Source organism: Halomonas citrativorans (genome assembly GCF_900163645.1).
Lineage (GTDB): Bacteria > Pseudomonadota > Gammaproteobacteria > Pseudomonadales > Halomonadaceae > Vreelandella > Vreelandella citrativorans.
In genome coordinates this window covers 71764-90512 of the sequence record NZ_FUKM01000061.1, presented here as the reverse complement: position 1 = coordinate 90512, position 18749 = coordinate 71764, and the positions used below count along the sequence as shown (strand labels likewise).

The 18749-nt window shown below is 56.3% G+C and carries 11 protein-coding genes; 3 read left to right on the top strand and 8 right to left on the bottom strand.

Annotation, left to right across the window (positions count from 1 at the left end; genetic code table 11):
• Positions 1 to 400: 400 nt before the first annotated feature.
• Positions 401 to 2086 carry a dihydroxy-acid dehydratase gene (ilvD, locus tag CZ787_RS18070; protein ID WP_087111851.1) on the bottom strand — a complete coding sequence of 562 codons (1686 nt, stop codon included), beginning with the start codon at positions 2084 to 2086 and terminating at the stop codon, positions 401 to 403.
• A gap of 160 nt (positions 2087 to 2246) precedes the next feature.
• On the opposite strand from ilvD, the gene recC reads away from it, so the two are divergent.
• Positions 2247 to 5873, top strand: a complete 3627-nt coding sequence (gene recC, locus CZ787_RS18065) for an exodeoxyribonuclease V subunit gamma (protein ID WP_087111849.1) — start codon at positions 2247 to 2249, stop codon at positions 5871 to 5873.
• A 31-nt stretch (positions 5874 to 5904) separates the two neighbouring features.
• Here the strand turns inward: recC and pncB are convergent, their stop codons facing one another.
• Positions 5905 to 7083 carry a nicotinate phosphoribosyltransferase gene (pncB, locus tag CZ787_RS18060; RefSeq protein WP_087111847.1) on the bottom strand — a complete coding sequence of 393 codons (1179 nt, stop codon included), beginning with the start codon at positions 7081 to 7083 and terminating at the stop codon, positions 5905 to 5907.
• 245 nt (positions 7084 to 7328) lie between these two features.
• On the opposite strand from pncB, the gene recB reads away from it, so the two are divergent.
• A complete protein-coding gene (gene recB / locus CZ787_RS18055; protein ID WP_087111845.1) occupies positions 7329 to 11090 on the top strand; it encodes an exodeoxyribonuclease V subunit beta in 3762 nt (1253 codons plus the stop codon).
• A complete protein-coding gene (recD, locus tag CZ787_RS18050; RefSeq protein ID WP_087111843.1) occupies positions 11087 to 13402 on the top strand; it encodes an exodeoxyribonuclease V subunit alpha in 2316 nt (771 codons plus the stop codon). Before recB ends, recD begins: the two co-directional genes overlap by 4 nt.
• Positions 13403 to 13538: 136 nt before the next feature.
• Here the strand turns inward: recD and CZ787_RS18045 are convergent, their stop codons facing one another.
• The 6 genes from CZ787_RS18045 to CZ787_RS18020 form a co-directional block, all read right to left on the bottom strand.
• Positions 13539 to 14438 carry an HNH endonuclease gene (locus CZ787_RS18045; RefSeq protein WP_087111841.1) on the bottom strand — a complete coding sequence of 300 codons (900 nt, stop codon included), beginning with the start codon at positions 14436 to 14438 and terminating at the stop codon, positions 13539 to 13541.
• Between the two features lie 81 nt (positions 14439 to 14519).
• Positions 14520 to 15398, bottom strand: a complete 879-nt coding sequence (locus CZ787_RS18040) for a hypothetical protein (protein WP_087111840.1) — start codon at positions 15396 to 15398, stop codon at positions 14520 to 14522.
• 98 nt (positions 15399 to 15496) lie between these two features.
• Positions 15497 to 16222, bottom strand: a complete 726-nt coding sequence (locus CZ787_RS18035) for a hypothetical protein (protein WP_087111839.1) — start codon at positions 16220 to 16222, stop codon at positions 15497 to 15499.
• 212 nt (positions 16223 to 16434) lie between these two features.
• Positions 16435 to 16746: a DUF427 domain-containing protein gene (locus CZ787_RS19300; RefSeq protein ID WP_087111837.1), complete on the bottom strand. Its 312-nt coding sequence runs from the start codon at positions 16744 to 16746 to the stop codon at positions 16435 to 16437.
• A 139-nt stretch (positions 16747 to 16885) separates the two neighbouring features.
• The gene (locus tag CZ787_RS18025) at positions 16886 to 17494 is read right to left on the bottom strand and encodes a glutathione S-transferase family protein (protein ID WP_087111835.1); all 609 of its coding nucleotides are present in this window, start codon (positions 17492 to 17494) and stop codon (positions 16886 to 16888) included.
• 2 nt (positions 17495 to 17496) lie between these two features.
• On the bottom strand, positions 17497 to 18705 hold the full coding sequence (locus CZ787_RS18020) for a YbfB/YjiJ family MFS transporter (RefSeq protein ID WP_087111833.1): 1209 nt from the start codon (positions 18703 to 18705) through the stop codon (positions 17497 to 17499).
• Between the last annotated feature and the right edge of the window lie 44 nt (positions 18706 to 18749).

Below are 18749 nucleotides of genomic sequence, written 5' to 3'. Positions count from 1 at the left end.
AGCAAATAAGGCACCCGCGAAGGCGGCGCCAGCCGCCCGGGCCGGGCCACCTAACTTCGGCACCGCTTCGCGCTGCATCCGCGGGTGCTCTGGCGCTTACCACGCGCTACTTAATTCGGTAAACGTATAATCACACGCCCACAAATTGAATACCTGCATATCTCGTAGCGCGGCGTAACGTTTTGCGAGGGACGAGCAAATAAGGCACCCGCGAAGGCGACGCCAGCCGCCCGGGCCGTGTCACCTAACTCCGGCACCGCTTCGCGCTGTGTCCGTGGGTGCGCTGGCGCTTACCACTCGCTACAAAATTCGGTAAACGTATCGTCACACGCCACCAAACCGCATATAGGCGTGTTCCGTAACGGCGGCCCGGCGCGAATGGCCAGGCCGCCAGCTTCACTTACTCGCTTTGGTCGGTGACGGCACCGGTGCTTGCGGAGCTTACCAGCCGCGCATATTTGGCCAACACCCCGCGGGTATAGCGCGGTGCGGGCTGTTGCCACGCGGCACGGCGGGTTGCCAATTCCTCATCGCTTAGCTGCACTTCGATAGTATCTGCTTCGGCATCGATGGTGATGAGATCACCATTTTCCACCAGCGCTAGCGGGCCGCCATCAAAGGCTTCCGGTGATACGTGGCCGACCACAAAGCCGTGGCTACCGCCTGAAAAGCGGCCATCGGTAATCAACGCAACGTCGTTGCCCAAGCCGCGACCCATAATGGCCGACGTCGGGGTTAGCATTTCGCGCATACCGGGGCCGCCTTTGGGGCCTTCGTAGCGAATAACCACGACATCGCCTGCCACCACGGTGCCGTCATTGATGCGCGCCTGGGCTTCTTCTTCAGAACCAAACACCCGTGCCGTGCCGGAGAATCGCGTGCCTTCTTTGCCAGAAATTTTAGCGACCGCACCTTCTGGCGCCAGGTTGCCGTAAAGAATCCGCAGATGGCTTTCGGTTTTAATCGGTTTATCCAGCGGCGCGATAATTTTCTGGTCATCCGGATAGGCCTCAACGTTTGCGAGGTTTTCCGCCAGTGTTTGCCCGGTTACCGTCAGGCAGTCGCCGTGCAGAAGGCCTGCTTCCAGCAGGTTTTTCATCAGCGGCTGAATACCGCCAAGCGCCACAAGCTCGCTCATCATGTAGTGGCCACTGGGGCGGAGATCCGCCACTACCGGCACGCGTTTACCGATCTCGGTAAAATCGGAAAGCGTCAGCTCAACACCGATAGTGCGCGCCATGCCGATAAGATGCAGTACCGCGTTGGTAGAGCCGCCTAACGCGATCACCACGGTAATCGCGTTCTCAAATGCCTTACGGGTCATGATGTCGGAAGGTTTGATATCCCGCGCCAGCAGCTCAAGCACCGCCTCGCCCGCCGCTTTACAGTCGTCGCGTTTTTCCTGGGAAATGGCGTTTTGTGCCGAGCTTCCCGGCAGGCTCATGCCCAGCGCTTCAATGGCCGATGCCATGGTGTTGGCAGTGTACATACCGCCACACGAACCGGGACCAGGAATCGCGGTTTCCTCGATCTGCTTGAGTTCAATCAAATCCATATCGCCCCGCGAGTGAGCACCCATGGCCTCGAACACAGAGACGATATCGGTGTGCCCTTTGCCCGGCATGATGGTGCCGCCGTATACAAACACGCTGGGACGATTCAAGCGCGCCAGCCCCATTACGCAGCCCGGCATGTTTTTGTCGCAGCCGCCAATTGCCACCAGGCCATCAAAACCTTCGCAGCCCGCGACGGTCTCAATGGAATCCGCGATCACCTCCCGCGAGACCATCGAGTACTTCATGCCCTCGGTGCCGTTGGCAATACCGTCGGAAATGGTGATGGTGTTGAAGATCACACCTTTACCGCCAGCGGCATCGGCACCCTCGCGGGCCTGCTCGGCAAGCTCACCGATATGGCTGTTGCACGGCGTCACCATGCTCCAGGTAGAGGCCACACCCACTTGGGGCTTTTGGAAATCAGCGTCGTTAAATCCTACTGCGCGCAGCATGGCACGGCTGGCGGCTTTACCCACGCCATCAACCACCGGGGCGGAATGGCGGCGAGTATGGTTTGGTGTATCGGTCATTGGGGACTCTCTTGCGTTATTCACGATTTAAGAAACACAGCTTGAGGTGTTATTCAGCAACTCGCAATACGTTTAACTTATGGCACCATAGTACTTGTCTTAAGTACTGTGTCTTAAGCACTGTGCCTTATCGCTACTGCCTTGAAGGAAATACCGTCGCATGTCGTCACCCTCGCTGCTTGCCAATACATCGTCTCTTACGCCGGGTTTTATGGTGGTGCATGCCAACCGCCTGGAAGACCTGCGCGGGCTAGCGGTGGAGTGGATGCGCCTTCATCCGTTAGGGCCGCTTGAGAACGAGACGATTCTGGTGCAGAGCAACGGCATTGGGCAGTGGTTGAAGCTGGCACTGGCGGAAGACCCGGCACAGGGCGGCGCGGGTATTGCGGCGGCGCTGAACGTTACCCTGCCTGCGCGCTTTTTATGGCAGGCCTACCGCACGGTGTTAACGCATATCACCGGCGACGCCCAGGCGGTGCCTGAAACCTCACCGTTTGATAAATCGCGCCTGGTTTGGCGCTTGCTGCGTTTACTGCCCAGCTTGGCTGAGCAGCCTGCGTTTGCGCCATTGGCGCGCTTTTTGGAAACTGACCGCGACCAGCGCAAGCACTATCAGTTGGCCGAGCGTCTGGCTGACTTGTTCGACCAATACCAGGTGTACCGCGCCGACTGGCTAGATGCTTGGGCACGGGGCGAGGACGTACTCATTACCGCACGCGGCGAAGCGCGCCCGCTGGATGAACACCAGCGCTGGCAGCCCGAGCTATGGCGCGCCCTGCGTGATGATGTTGCCGCCTCCCAGGGCGAGGCCGGGCTTAACAGCAGCCGCGCCCAAGTGCATAGTCGCTTTTTAGAGGTCGCCGAACAGCTGGAAGGCCAGGCTTGCCCGCCGGGCTTACCGCGTCGGCTGATTATTTTCGGGATTTCATCGTTGCCTCAGCAAACGCTGGAAGCCCTGGCGGCACTTTCGCGCTGCTGCCAAATTGTGCTGTGCGTGCATAACCCCTGCCAGTTTTACTGGGCAGATATCATCGAACACAAAGACCTGTTGCGCGCCAACCGCTACCGCCAGCAGCGTAAAACGGGCATGCCCGAAGCGCTGGATGTATTAGGCGACGGAGATGTAGATAGCGCGCTGCATCTGCATGCCCAACCGCTGTTGGCGGCCTGGGGCAAGCAGGGGCGCGACTATCTGCGCCTGCTGGATGAGCATGACGAAGCGGGCAACTACCAAACCCTGTTTGAGCAACAGGCGCTGCGTATCGACATGTTCGAGCCGTTCAGTACGCCCGAGCACTCCTGCCTGCTCAGCCAGCTACAGGATGATATCCGCGAGCTGCGCCCGGTGGCCGAAACCCAAACGACCTGGCCTGCGATTGATGTAAGCCAAGACGACTCCATTGTGTTTCATATCGCTCACGGCCCCCAGCGTGAAGTAGAGATCCTTCACGACCAGCTGCTGGCCGCATTCAGCGCCGACCCCGAGCTGCGCCCGCGAGATATCATCGTTATGGTGCCGGACATTGACCGCTACGCGCCGCATATTGAAGCGGTGTTTGGTCAGTACCGCTCAAGCTACCGCACGCTTGGCCGCGACGACCCACGCTATATTCCCTACACCCTTTCAGACCAGGCCAGCCGCCACCGCCTGCCGCTGATGATTGCGCTGGAAAAGCTCTTACGCCTGCCGGAGCTGCGCCTCTCGGTGAGCGACCTGCTCGACCTGCTGGACGTGCCCGCCCTGCGCGCTCGCTTTGGCATTGAAGAGCGCGATTTGCCCACACTAAACCGCTGGATTGAGGGTGCGGGCATCCGCTGGGGCTTAAACGCCCAGCAGCGCACCCGGCTTGATTTGCCCCAGGGCTTAAGCCAGAACACCTGGGCGTTTGGCCTGCGCCGTTTGCTGTTGGGCTACACCGTGGGCGTGGCAGACGCGTGGCAGGGTATCGAGCCGTTTGATGACATCGGCGGGCTTGAAGCCTCGCTTGCCGGGCCGCTGGCAACACTGCTTGAGAAGCTGGAAACCACGTGGGAGGCTTTTTGCCAGCCGACCACCGCCGCCAACTGGGTCATTCGGTTGCGTGAACTGCTGGAAACCTACTTCCTTACCGATGACGCAGCAGAGAGCGTGATGCTGACCAAGCTGGAAGGCGCGCTTCAGCAACTGTTCGACAGCACCGAAGAGGCCAAATTGAATGACGATTTGCCGCTTTCCATGGTGCGTGAACACTGGCTCTCGCAAATTGATGAGCACAGCCTTTCTCAGCGCTTTTTGGCCGGGGCGGTCAACTTCGCCACGTTAATGCCGATGCGCGCCATTCCGTTCAAGCGGGTGTGCCTGCTGGGCATGAACGACGGCGAATACCCACGCTCCCAGCCGCCGCTGGATTTTGACCTGATGGGCAGCGACTACCGCCCCGGCGACCGCTCCCGCCGGGAGGATGACCGCTATCTGTTTCTGGAGGCGCTGCTGTCGGCGCGCCAGCAGCTCTATATCAGTTGGGTGGGCCGCAGCCAGATCGACAACAACCCCATGCCGCCTTCCGTGCTGGTCGGCCAACTGCGCGACCACTTGGCCGCAGGCTGGGTAAGCCAACGCCAGGACGACGAGCCACTGATTGAGGCGCTGACCACCGAGCACCCGCTACAACCATTTAGCCATCGCTATTTTGCCCAGCCCGGCAGTTCAGCCTCCCAGGCCCGGCTATTTACCTATGTACATGAATGGCGCGATGCCCACGAACAGCACGCGCTGCTCGCCTCACAGGAAAGCCCAAATAAACAGCAAAGCGCCCTGCTCGAATTTAACCAAGACGTTCCACTGACGCTTGCCCAGCTAGGCAGCTTCCTGCGTGAACCGGCCAAGGCGTTCTTTAACACCCGCTTGGGCGTGTATTTTGAGCAGGAGGTGCTGACCCAGCTGGACGTCGAGCCGTTTGTGCTTAACGGCCTGCAGCACTGGCAGTTGCAGGACCAGCTGATTGCCGCCCAGCGCCACGCGGTAGACAACGGCGAGCCGCGTGAAGAAGCCATGTTTGCCGCGCTTGAGCGCATTAAGGGCCAGGGCGTGCTAGCGGTAGGCGCTTTTGGCGAGCGCATGAGCGAATCGCTAGCCGAGCCCATGCAAGCGCTGTTTGATGCCTACCGGGATGCGCTCGAAGAGTGGCCCATTGCAGTGGAAGCCCCTCAAGCGGTCGCATTTAACGCGCACGAACTTTCGGTCAACGACTGGATTAACGAACTGCGCACGGATGAGAGCGGCAAGCGTTGCCGCCTGCTGCTGGTGAGCAACAGCTTGATTAGTAATGCGCGTGGCCGTGGGCAGTACCGTTGGCAGCATCTACTGCGCCCTTGGGTGGCCCACCTGGCTGCCAATGCGGTTTCACCGATGACCACCCAGCTGCTTTCCAAGGCGGGCCATGCGCGCTTTGAACCGCTAGCAGCGGATACCGCCCAGGGCCATCTAGCAACTATTATGCAGTGTTGGAAAGCGGGAATGACCATGCCGCTGCCACTTGCCCCGCAAGCAGCGTTTGCCTGGCTGAGTAAAGAGGGAACGGTGGACAGCACCGCCGATAGCGACGCCTTTAGCGCAGCGGCAAGCACCTATGAAGGTGGGCGCTTTCAAACCGGCGAAGTCGCGCAAAGCGTCTACCTCGCCCGCCAATGGCCCAACTTTGAAGCGCTGTTTAACGAGGGTCACCAGGAAGCGGCTACCCCCGCCCTTCGCTTCGCCGCCCTGGCAGACGCCCTTTATCTACCGCTCTACCGTGCGGTGAAAGAGTAGCACTGCCTCGGTAAAAGGAGGTGCGCTTCGCTTAATGCTGGTGGTTAACCAGGAGTATTCGATTGGCCAGCGAGATCATTTCGGGGTCGCCGGTGTTCTTTTCGGCCACATCGGAAAGCTTGATGACCGGTAGCCAGCCTTGGCCTTCAGGGCGCGCCTCGACCATCTTGATCACCATGTTCATGGGCTCTTCGCCCACATCGTTGGTGAAGTTGGTGCCAATACCAAACGCCATGCCGATACGGTCTTTGCAGAACGCATGAATGCGCTCGATTTTTTCCGGCGTGAGCGCATCGGAAAAGATAATCGTCTTGCTCAGCGGGTCAATGCCCAAGCGCTCATAGTGCGCGATGGTTTGTGAGGCAAAGTCGATAGGGTCGCCGCTATCGTGGCGCACGCCATCAAACAGTTTGGCAAACTTCTTATCGAAGCTGTCGAAAAAGGCCTGGGAAGTAAACGTATCGGTTAACGCAATGCCCAGGTCGCCCCGGTACACATCAACCCAATGCTCAAGGGCCAGGCTGTTGGCCATTTTGAAACCAAACCGGGCCCCGTGGAACATGAACCACTCGTGGGCGTGCGTACCAATCGGCTTCACGTCATGGCGCATCGCCAGCAGCACATTACTGGTACCGGTAAACGACTCGCCGCCATGATGGCGAAGCGCGCCCACCACACGGTCGTGAACATTAAAAGAGAAACGCCGACGCGTACCAAACTCAGCGATTTTGAGTCCCATGCGGTGGTAACGCTCGATCTTTTCCTGGGCGCCCTGCTCAATCATCGCATCGACTTCAGGCGTTACCGTAATTCCGCGCAACCGATACCAAAGCTCACTAATCAGCGCCATCAACGGCACTTCCCAAAGGATGGTGCGATACCACGGGCCTTCAATCACCACGGAAAGGTCCGCCCCCTGCTGCTCAATAATGACCTCACTGGGGTCATAACGAAACCCGGCCAGAAAATCGAGATAAGTGGGGTCCAAATAAGGGCAGGTCGTTTCGAGATAGCGCTTCTCTTCGTCGTTCAAGCGAAGCGCCGCCATATTATCGACTTCATGGCGTAATGCAGCACCGAAACCTTCTGGAAAGGCATGCGCGCCGCGGTTAATAAAAGCGTAGCGCGCATGGGCATACGGGAAGCGTTTAATCACGGCATTCTGCATCGTGATTTTGTAAAAGTCGTTATCCAGAAGCGAGGTCAGCATGAAGTCTCATCATCAACGTGAACAGAAGCCGCGGTAGCGTAAACCGGTTGCCCGCAAAGTGGCTAGCCGACAAGATTAGCAGGTGACGGCGCTGGCTCCCAGTCCAACCCGCTCGCTTGTGCCTTTTGCTCGCTGCTTTTTGCTCCCTAAGGGTCATCGCGATATAGTTCTCCAGCCGCCTCTATTTGCCCCATTCGGGGCGTGTTGTTTTTGTGCCTGCTAGCGCCTGCTCCTGGAGACCAGTGATGAGCCATCCCGCCCCACTCAACCCCTTGAGCTTGCCCTTGCACGGCAGCCGCCTGATCGAAGCCAGCGCCGGTACCGGCAAAACCTTCACCATCGCGCTTTTATACGTGCGCCTGGTATTGGGCGGGCGCAGCAAAGAGGATGACGACGCCTTTATCCGCCCGCTCACGCCGCCGGAAATTCTCGTAGTCACGTTTACCAACGCCGCGACCCAGGAACTACGCGAGCGGATTCGTAACCGGCTGGTGGAAGCCGCTGAGATTTTTCGCAGTGATGAAAACGCAGGCGACAAACTGCTGCTTGAGCTGCGCAGTGAGTACCCACCCTCAGCCTGGCCCGCCTGCGCACGGCGCTTGGCACTGGCCGCCGAGTGGATGGACGAAGCCGCCGTTTCCACTATTCACAGCTGGTGCTACCGCATGCTGCGCGAACACGCTTTCGATAGCGGCAGCCTGTTCTCGCTGAACCTGGAGAACGACCAGCGCGAGCTAGAGCAGGACGTCGTTCGCGACTACTGGCGCAGCTTTTACTACGCCCTTGAGAGCGACGCGCTGGAAAGCATTGTTAGCTACTGGCAATCCCCCGACGACCTGCACGCCAGCTTGCAACGCCTACTGCCCGAGTGCGACGCGCTGGGCGAACAACGCCCCGAACCTCTGCAAACGCTAACGAACTGCCAGGCCGCCCGGGCCGCCAAACTCAGCACGTTAAAAGCCCCCTGGGCTGCATGGCTGCACGATGTGGTGCCCGCGCTGGAAGAAGCCGCCCAGCAAAAAGCCTTTAAGGGCCAAAGTTTCAACGCCAAAAGCCGCGCCAACTGGCTGGGCGCGCTGCGCGATTGGTGCACAAGCGATGCTGACCGCCCCCAGCTTACCGATGCCGCCTGGCGGCGCATGACGCCTGAGGGCATGGCCGATATCTGGAAAGTGGGCACGCCGCCCTGCCCAGCGGTGTGGGAAGCGCTCGCCCAACTGCCCGGCGAGCTTAATGCCCTGCCCGAGCCGCGCAACGACCTGTTAATTCACGCTGTGCAGTGGTGCCGCAAGCGCCTGGAACGCGAGCAGGAGCGCCGCGCTGAAATGGGCCCCAACGACCTGCTCACGCACCTCGACCGCGCCCTGCAAGGCCCCAATAAAGAAGCGCTGGCCGCCCAAATCCAGCGCCAGTTCCCGGTCGCACTGATTGACGAATTTCAGGACACCGACCCAATCCAGTACCGCATTTTTAACGCGGTATATAACGTCGCATCACCTCGCCGCGACAGCGCCGTGATGCTGATTGGCGACCCCAAGCAGGCCATTTACGCCTTCCGTGGCGCGGATATTTTCACCTACCTGAAAGCCCGCCACGACACCGATGGCCGCCACGTTACGCTGGGCACTAACTTTCGCTCAAGTGCTGCGATGGTCAACGCGGTTAACCACTGCTTTAACTACGCCGACAAGCACGAAGCGGGCGCGTTTTTATTTCGTGAACAAGGCGGCGAGAACCCCTTGCCGTTTTTACCGGTCGACGCCAAAGGCCGCGCCGACCAATTGGTGTTGAACGGCGCGCCGCTGCCCGCCATGACGCTGTGGCAAATGGCGGCTGACGAGCCGCTTTCCAAAACCGCCTACCAGCTTGAGATGGCCGAAGGCTGCGCTTCCCACATGACTGCCCTGCTGGAAGCGGGCCGCAAACGGCAAGCGGGTTTTAAAACCGAGGGCGAACTCACCCCACTAAAACCTTCCGACATGGCGGTGCTGGTGAACGGCCTGCAGGAAGCCCGCGCTATTCGTTTGGCGCTTGCCAGCCGTGGGGTTAAAAGCGTTTATCTTTCGGATCACGACAAGGTATTTAGCTCATCTATCGCCCAGCAGGTGGAAACCTGCCTACGCGCCTGTGCGGAGTCCCAGGCCAACTCACGCCAGGCGGAAGCCAAGCTGCGCGCAGCGCTTGCCACGCCGCTGCTAGGCGTGAGCCTTAGCGAGCTTGATCACCTTAACGAAAACGAGCTTGCCTGGGAGGCCCGGGTAGAGCAGTTCAGCCGTTACCACCGCCTGTGGCAGCGCCAGGGCGTGCTGCCGCTGGTGCGCAAGCTGATGGTGGACTTCAACATTCCTGCCCGGCTGCTTGCGTTGACCGACGGTGAGCGCTTGTTAACCGACTTGCTTCACCTGGGCGAACTGCTTCAGCAGGCAAGCCAGGAACTGGATGGCGAGCACGCGCTGATACGCTTTCTGGCTGAAGCGATTGCCGACCCGGAAAGCCACGGCGACAGCCACAAGCTGCGCCTGGAAAGCGATGCGGACCTGGTCAAGGTCGTGACCATCCATAAATCCAAGGGGCTTGAGTACCCGCTGGTATTTCTGCCGTTTATTGCTAATCATCGCCCCACTAAAAAAGGCGATGTGCCGCTGCGCTGGCACGATGGCGAAGGCAATTTACAGCTAAGCCTAAGCGCCGATGCAGAAACACTAGCAACCGCTGACCGCGAACGTTTAGGCGAAGACTTACGCAAGCTTTACGTAGCACTTACCCGTGCCCGCCATGCCACTTGGCTAGGGCTTGCGCCGTTAAAGGATGGAGAAGGCAGCGCTCTGGGTTACCTGCTTAATGGCGGTAACTACATTGCGCCCAATGAGTTCGGCGAAGCACTTGGCACGCTGGTCCATAAAAGCGACATAGCCTTGGAGCCTGCGCCAGCACCTACCGCGCTGTGCTTTACGCCCGCCCAGCAGCAAGAAGCCTTGGGGCAAGCCCGCACGCCCACACGCCCCGCCCGGGAGCAGTGGTGGATCGCCAGCTACTCGGCGCTGCGCACCACGGGCGGCATTTCAGGGCTGCTATCAACCACTGCCCCCACGCCGGAACCCACCACGCCCCAAGAAGCCACCACGTTTGAAGTGCTGGATGAACCGCAAGATTTTCTGCAAGGTTCTCCATTAACCGGGCAGCCCATGGCGAGTGTAACCACTCACTCCCCTTTGCCAGCTGACAGCGACCAGCCGAGTGCAAGCGCAAGCCACTTGCACCGTTTCCCTCGCGGCCCCGGCCCCGGCACCTTTCTACACGGCTTGTTGGAATGGGCAGGCCAGCTGGGCTTTGCCAAGGCGCTTGAAGACGCCGCCGCCCGTGAAGACACCCTGCGCCGACGCCTGCAACTGCGCGGTTGGCAAGCGTGGTATGAACCGCTGGCAGGCTGGTTTGAGGATTTGCTCGGCACTCAGCTGCCGCTTCCGGGCCAGCAAAGTACCGTGGCGCTTCAACAGCTAAGCGGTTATCAGGTAGAACTAGAGTTCTGGTTTGCCGCCCATCTGGTGGATACGCAGGCGCTGGATGAACTGGTTAGCCAGCACTTACTTCCCGGCCTTGCCCGGCCCGCGCTGGACGCCGACACGCTCAACGGTATGCTCAAAGGCTTTATCGACTTGGCGTTTGAGTTTGATGGGCGCTTTTACGTGCTGGACTGGAAATCCAACTACCTGGGCGCAGACGACAGCGCCTACACCGTTGAGGCCTTGAGTGCCGCGCTGCTGGAAAAACGCTACGACCTACAAGCCGCGCTGTACCTGCTGGCGCTGCACCGGCTATTAAAAGCCCGCCTGCCCAACTACGACCCGCACGTCCATTTGGGCGGCTCATTGACCGTATTTTTGCGTGGCAGCCGCACGCCTGCACGCGGCGTACACCCCGAACCCGCCCCGGTGGCGCTGATTGAAGCGTTGGATGCGTTATTTGCAGGCACGGCCAACGGCGCTGGCCTTAAGGAAACGGCATGAAAGACTCACAAACCCTGGACCTGTTCGGCGAAAACGAGCCTGCGCCTGCCACGCCGCGTAACAGCACAGTAACACCTGGCCACCAACGGCACCCGGCGCTGAACGATACGGGCACTTTAATGGCGCTTTGCGAGCGCTGGGTCGCCAGAGGCTGGCTGCGCGACCTGGACCGCGCGCTGGTCAGCTTCTTCGCCCGCGAGGGAGGCCAGGTGCCGCCGCTGCTTCTGCTGGCCACGGCGCTTGCCAGCCACCAGTTGGGTCGGGGCCATGTGTGCCTGGACTTAAACGCCACGCTGAACGCACCGGATTTCGCCCTTTCGTTACCGCCAGAAGGCGATGACCTAAGCGACCCGCCGCCGCTACCCAGCGAGGTATTAGCCACGCTAACGCTTGCCGAGTGGCAAGCCGCGCTTGATCACCCCACGCTGATCAGCAACGGCCACGGCAATACACCGCTGGTGCGCGCTGACGCCCCGCATACCACCCGGCTTTACCTGCGCCGCTACTGGCAGTACGAACAAACCCTGCACCAGGAAATCGCCGCTCGCTTGGCGCTTGAAGAAGGCGCTAACACGGCAATTGGGCATGAGCCGCTTTCGGTGATGGGCAGTGATGTGCTTGATTCAGGCCTGCTCCAACAAGCCCTGAACACCCTGTTCCCCGACAACGGCACACTGGATTGGCAAAAGGTCGCCTGTGCGCTGGCGGCCCGCAGCCACTTTGCGATTATTACCGGCGGCCCCGGCACCGGAAAAACCACCACCGTCGTCCGCCTGCTCGCCCTGCTGCAAACCCTGCAACTGGCCCATTCGCCAACGCAAGCGCTACGCATTCGTCTAGCCGCCCCCACCGGCAAAGCCGCCGCCCGCCTCAATGAATCCATCGCCGGGCAGGTAAGCCAGCTGCCTATCGAAGACCTTGCGGCGCTATGGGAGCAGAGTGAATTGTGGGAGCCGAATTCATTCGGCGATGATTCAGGCACAGAGCATCTACGAATCTCCATCCCCACAGAAGTCACCACCCTGCACAGGCTGCTAGGCGCCAGGCCCGATACCCGCCACTTCCGCCATAACCCCAACAACCCGTTGGCGTTGGACGTACTGGTGATCGATGAAGCTTCCATGGTCGATATCGAAATGATGACCGCCGTGTTAAGCGCCCTGCCCGCCCACGCCAAGCTGGTGCTGCTGGGCGATAAAGACCAGTTGGCTTCTGTGGAAGCCGGTGCCGTACTGGGGGATTTATGCCGCCGCGCCGAGGCCGCCCACTACACGCCGGAAACCGCCCAGTGGCTTGCCAATCTCACCGGCCACCCGCTGCCCAAAGCGCTAGCCAGCCCCAACGGCCAGCCCCTCGACCAAGCGATTACCATGCTGCGGGTAAGCCACCGCTTTGACGCCGCCAGCGGCATTGGCCAGTTGGCCGAGGCGATTAACCAGCCGTTAAGCAGCACGCTTAACGAGCGCAATAAACAGAACGCCGTACACAACGCCCTGGGCCACGGCTACGCCGACCTGCATCATTTGGTGCTGGGCGGGGAAAATGACAGCGCCCTGGAGCGCTTGGTGGTGACCGGCTCCCCGGAGCGCTTCCCTAATGCCGGTAAAGGCCGCCTTGATAAGAAAACCAATGAGGAAATAGCGCCACCCACGGGCTACCGGCACTACCTCATGGTTTTGGACCAACAGCGCCCCGAGATAACGCTAGCATTTGAGGAAAACAAAAAGGCCTACGACACGTGGGCCAGCGACGTACTAAACGCCTACGGCCACTTCCAACTGCTCTGCGCGCTGCGCAAAGGGCCGTGGGGCGTGGAAGGTTTGAACCTGCGCATCGCTAAGGTGCTGCGCAGCCACACGCTATTAAGCGCAAGCGATATCGAACTAGAGAAAGGCTGGTATGAAGGCCGCCCGGTGCTGGTCACACAAAACGACTACAGCCTGGGGCTAATGAACGGCGATATTGGCATTACGCTAGTAGTGCCCGACCCACGCGGAGAAGGAAGAACCTTACATAGAGTCGCCTTTCCGACCAGCGATACGAAAAATCCCATCCGCTGGGTACTGCCCTCCCGCCTTCACGCGGTAGAAACCGTATTCGCGATGACGGTACACAAATCCCAAGGCTCGGAGTTCTTGCACACGGCGCTGCTGCTGCCCCAAACGCCAAACCCGATTCTGACACGGGAGCTGGTCTACACCGGCATCACCCGCGCCCGCGAATGGCTTACCTTGGTGGAAGCCAAACGGGGGATTTTGAATGATGCGGTGGTGAGGGAGGTTATGCGGGTTAGTGGGATAGTGACTAATTAAAATTTATATTACTGGTTCTAGCATTGTCAGTTATCGGTCAAGAGCAGTCTTTTAGGCCACATTGATATAGCGCATTGCTCACCGGAAAATTGCGATCGCAGCGAGTAACTTTCCGTGTGCAGCAACTTGTTAGACATCAGCTTTCCGACGCAATAATTTCCCTGAATTGCTCAATGCTCGGCATCGGATCAATCCGATGAATAATCCGGTGGCAATTTGAGCAAACCACGGCTAGGTCAGCTAATGATGTCACCTCACCTTTATCCATTTGACTGATTGGCTTCAAGTGATGAACCTCACAAAAGCCGTAACCGCTTTTACCATACGTGGCTTCAAAATCAAACTCACAAGCTTCACAACAGAGCTTTCCCTTAGCGGCAAGAACAGATTTCTTTTTCTTCTCCACTAACGAAGGGCTGCGCTCTCGTCGTAGATGTGCCACAAGCCGAGGGTTTCCCTCACTAGCTGTAGTTTCTGTGTCTACATCAGGTAATCTGCTCGCTCGCGCACCGGATTGTATATATTTAATTACATCAGTAACTAAAGCAGCACTTTCCGGCTTATCTGCATACCAGACGTTACTCTGCCCGATACCACCTTTTACCCGTCGTGGAATAAGAAAGTCCCTTTCTTCAGCAGGGATTAGGTGTGCATTATCTGCCGATGCGACAATTCGATACTCTGAAATATTGTTGTCTCGATGCTTCTTACAAGGGCTAGGAATGTCTTGTAAATCACGAAATACTTGTGCGTTGGTATACCAGCCCACAATTGCCGTGCCACCAGTATCCGGGCCTGCAGTCCAAACAACCGTTACGCCATCTGCCTGCTCGGCACCTTTTGGCGCACCTAATCGTTCTACCGAAATACGACCTGTCGGTTGTACATATCCGTAAAACTTTCCTCTGCAGTGTGTGAAATTACAGACTTCATGACCCACCGAGTCTTTGTTATATGAACCCCCGCGCTGAATAGCATCTCCCTGAATTCCATCATAGTTTTTCATCCAGCCGATGTTGCAGAACACAATGTTCATCTACACTTTCCTTTAATGCCTAACGCCTAAACAAACCACGTATTTTGCGCCTATTTACTTCACTTGTTATGTGTATTATTTTTACAAAACCGCCTTAAAATCAGACTTAAATTCTTTATCCAGCTTGCTAGCCGTAATGAACTCTTTGAATCCTGATTTAATCATTAAATGATCTTTATAATAATTATTCAAAGTATTCATTTTGTCTTTTTCAGTATATTGATATGAATGTCCAAACCGATTCAAAAAACTCACAGCTAATAAGTGTGCGCATCGTAAAATATTGAGTGTTTTGTCAGAATCGTTATTCTCAATTTTTGAAAAATATTCAATAACTTTTTCTAAATCATCATAGCTGTATCTTAGCTTAGAGTTAAAATCCTCGAAATCCACAACCTTGCCATTCATTTCAACCCAAGAGCAGTACCCCTTGAGTTCGTTACGAAAGAAATGATTGGCATCATCATTTTGTTTATAGCCTAAATCAGTCAGAAGATTGAATTCGCAAAACAAATTTTTAAATGTCTTTACGTATTTCAAAAAAACAATATCATCCTTATCTGCTACTGTTGAGTCCATTGAAAGAATACCTTCCTCAGTTTTGATGCAATAGCTCATAAACACCAAAAACCTATAAATAAAGCTATTTAGGTAATATTGATTGGTATGAAACCAATTATCTCTATCAATACGATGATATCCTTCACTGATGTTTTGATTAAAATTCCACATTCTATAGTTTAATTCTTCTGCGGAATTCAATAGCGGTACTTTTGTTTTTGCCATCTCCACCTTGATAAGCTTCTTTTGTTCAAATAGATACTCTTTTTTTAATTTGTAATTTAACGAGTATGCTTCATTGATAACTCTGAACAGCCAGCCAAAACCAAAAATAGCTAAAGATGTAATTGCCGAAATAAGTGCAGCTTGCACCTTTATATCCAATTCAGTCCAACTCATTATCAAACCCCATTATCTTACAAATGAAGATTATACAGTACCATTCACGTAACGTTTGAGTTTAGCGGGCACCGAAGGTGATCCGCTGGAACAAATTGTTATACGTACTCTTCCCAATACGCTTGTTTCCGAATTGGTAGCATTGATGCATGGGTAATATTTGAGAAGGCTTGAAACATTGGTGTCCCATACACGAGATGCACTTTTGACTTTAACTTTGCTTCTTTTACCAGGCCTTCATAAACACGAATGAATTTATAAGCAAGAGGATGGCCTGTTGCGTCTCCAAGCAACATAAAAAAGTCCTTCTTGGCTTGTTGCGATGTTTGACCAACAACAATGGCGTCAACGTAACTGTAGACAGCGTCTTCATCTCCATACCGGACTTTCTTGCCAACCGAAGCAAGAACTGGGTCTGATCCATGAATGTTGAAATGCATGTCGATTAGACGGCGAAGAATGCTCAATCCACTTTTTTCAGACTCCGACCTTAGTCGAAAGAATGCGTCGTCACTTTGAATTCCTTGCATCTCTTTTGAAATGGAGTTTCCTTTAACTTTCAAAGCTTCTAGGCGATAAAGCCGGAACATCTCAAGCAAGGTGAGAGCTACCGCCAACACAAGAAGCACGATCCCAATATGGGTAGATGGGTTCGCGATTTTGACGTCAAAGTGCTTTTCGATAATTGGCGTCAGAATTGAATTCCACCATGGCGATACTCCTAAAAGCGTTGCGGCCAGCGCGATAATTGCCAAAACAACTTTTGAAACAAAATTGCCGCGATAGATTCGAAACGCCTCAAGAAGAAAGTCTTTCCAACTCATCGTGACCTCAATATGTGATCGTACGTATAACAGGTATTAAATTGCACATTTTATGATTGGATGAACGTGCATGCATGCTCATCTGACAAATGCAGCCTACAAAACCCGCTCTAAGTCGCTGACAGATATAATTAATAATTTGGTTTAAGCTGTAAATACAAAATTCGCGCTTCAGCTGTGTTTTCAAAATGGCTGCTTTGGGCCGAAAGATGTCATTTATTAATTGCCTCATAAGATCCTATCCCGCCCGCCATAGACTCAGCTGACTGCTCATAACTCCAAGCAACACCTTTACTCTTACCCAGCGAAAAGTATGCTGCATGCCCTTTAAAAGGGCGACAAGTCGTGGTTTCTGAAACGCTGAATAAGCCGTCTACCGGCATGTTTTTGCATGAAAAGTAGTGGCGTGGCAGATAGCCGCGTTCGCGGGGGTCAACCGTCCGTAGAGCCGGCCAGTAGAATGCCGTTGGCCTGCCCTTGTATGAGCTGCTTGGTAGGATTAACCATTGGCGAGCATTCTGCATCGTGTGTTCCCTGCGGCGTTTTTCGCTCTAATATTCCGAGACTAGCAGTTAACTTAGATTAATCCCACCGCGGCGGGTTAGTTTTTAGTCGGTAGCGTTGGCGTTGCAGTGGCCTTTTCTCCTCGTCGCTGGATCATCGTTAAGATGTGGTAAACGCTGTCGCCTGAAAGCTCGAACGTGTGATCACCCCCTGGTGCCACGAAGCAAGCAGTCGATAGGTTTCCTGCCACGCTACCTCCGGTAATCTGAAAGCGAGGTAATCCAACGCGACAGCAGCGGCAATATCACCGAGGCTAAGAGTCGAGGCCGTTGGCGCTTCGCCAAGCTCTCTGTCCAGTTGGTTCAGTAATCGCTGAATGGCCCGCGAACGCCGTTGGCCCAGCACGCTGTTGTCGACCTCATTGCCATTGTGCTTTCTGGCAATCACCGTCGTAAAAGCTGCCTCCATGAGGTTTTGTCCCAACCCCGCCAAGTGCAGCACTTCGCCCAAGTGATCGGCGGGCAACACGGGTTTCTCCGGATAAGCGTTATCCAAGTAAACAGCAATCAGCATTGATTCGCTGAGCGTGGTGCCTTCCTCGGTGACTAGCGCAGGAATACGCCCGGCAGGGTTGGCCTTTAATAGTGCGGGGTCGTCTGCCCAGGGGTCACACCATTTCAACGTAACGGCGTCACTCAGACCTTTTTCCAGCAGCACGATGCGTACCAGGCGCGCGTAGGGCGATGTAGCGTTTAGGTAGAGTTCCATTATTACCTCCTGTTTTGAGCAGTAAGCGCCGCGTTGCGCTGCTGCCAACCGCGGCTAAGCAGTACCAGCAAAAAGCCGGCGACGAGCATGAGACCGCTGATGGCGAACAGCGGCGAGTAAGTACCCCAAACGCCATAGAGTGCCGACATGGCATAGCCAGCCACTGCCTGGGCAGCAGCAAAAGCGGCGGTGGCTTGCCCCCAGATTTTCTTGTGCGCGATTGGCCCTACCAGCTCAGCAAGACGACCCGAGGTGAGTGCGACAATGCCGGGGATCATCGCCCCTACCATAAAAGAGGAAACCGATTGGCTGATCAGTGCTAGCGAGAACACCGGCAACAGGACAGCGGCAGCCTTCGCTAAAAAAGCAATCGCCAAACCATAATGCCAACCTGCTCGCTGCGCCAGGGCGCCGACCATTAGCGGCCCGCACACGGCACCTAAGCCGAAGATCCCCCACTGAAATGAAGCGGCCTGATTACCTAGTGCGTTTTCCCTGGCGAGATAATCCACCCAGAACACGGTATGGGGCACAAACCCAACCGCATCCAGGGCATACGCACTAATGACCAGCCACACGATGACCTTTACCCCCGAATACTCCCTGGATTTATTGGCCGTTGGGCTGGCCGTGGCAGGTAACGCCAGCCGAGTGATGCCGTGATCGCATAAAAGCCCCGCCATAATGCAGAGCAGCCCCAACGCGCCCCACGTCAACGCGAGACTTAATTCAAGCAGCAACGGCACGATGAAGGCTGAAAGCAGAGCGCCCAGGCCAATCCCCGTAAACACCATGGCACCGACACGGGTTCGCCTTTCTGTGGGCGTGGCCGCCAACGCCAGCGAAGGGCCAACCACCATTAAGATGGCCCCCGCAATGCCCGACACCAGGCGCCAGAAGAAGAACCAGGTGAAACCGCCCTCCCCAGCGCAAAGCACAAAGCTTAAAGCGATACCTGCAAAGCTTGCCGCCATTACGTGGCGCGTAGAAAAGCGCTCACTCAGGGAGTGGGCGACAAGCGCGCCGATAAAGTAGCCCAGCAGGTTGGCGGCCCCCAGGTAGGCGCCCTGGCTTGCGGTAAACCAATCTTCCTGAATAATCGCCGGTAATAGCGGCGTGTAGGCAAAGCGAGCAATGCCAATCCCCGCCAGGGTCGCCATTATTCCTGTCATCAGGGCGGGTAAATCGTGGGAAGTAAATGTCCGATTCATCAGGTTGTGTCCTTTTTGTGCCGCCTTTCGGGCAAGGCGGGCAG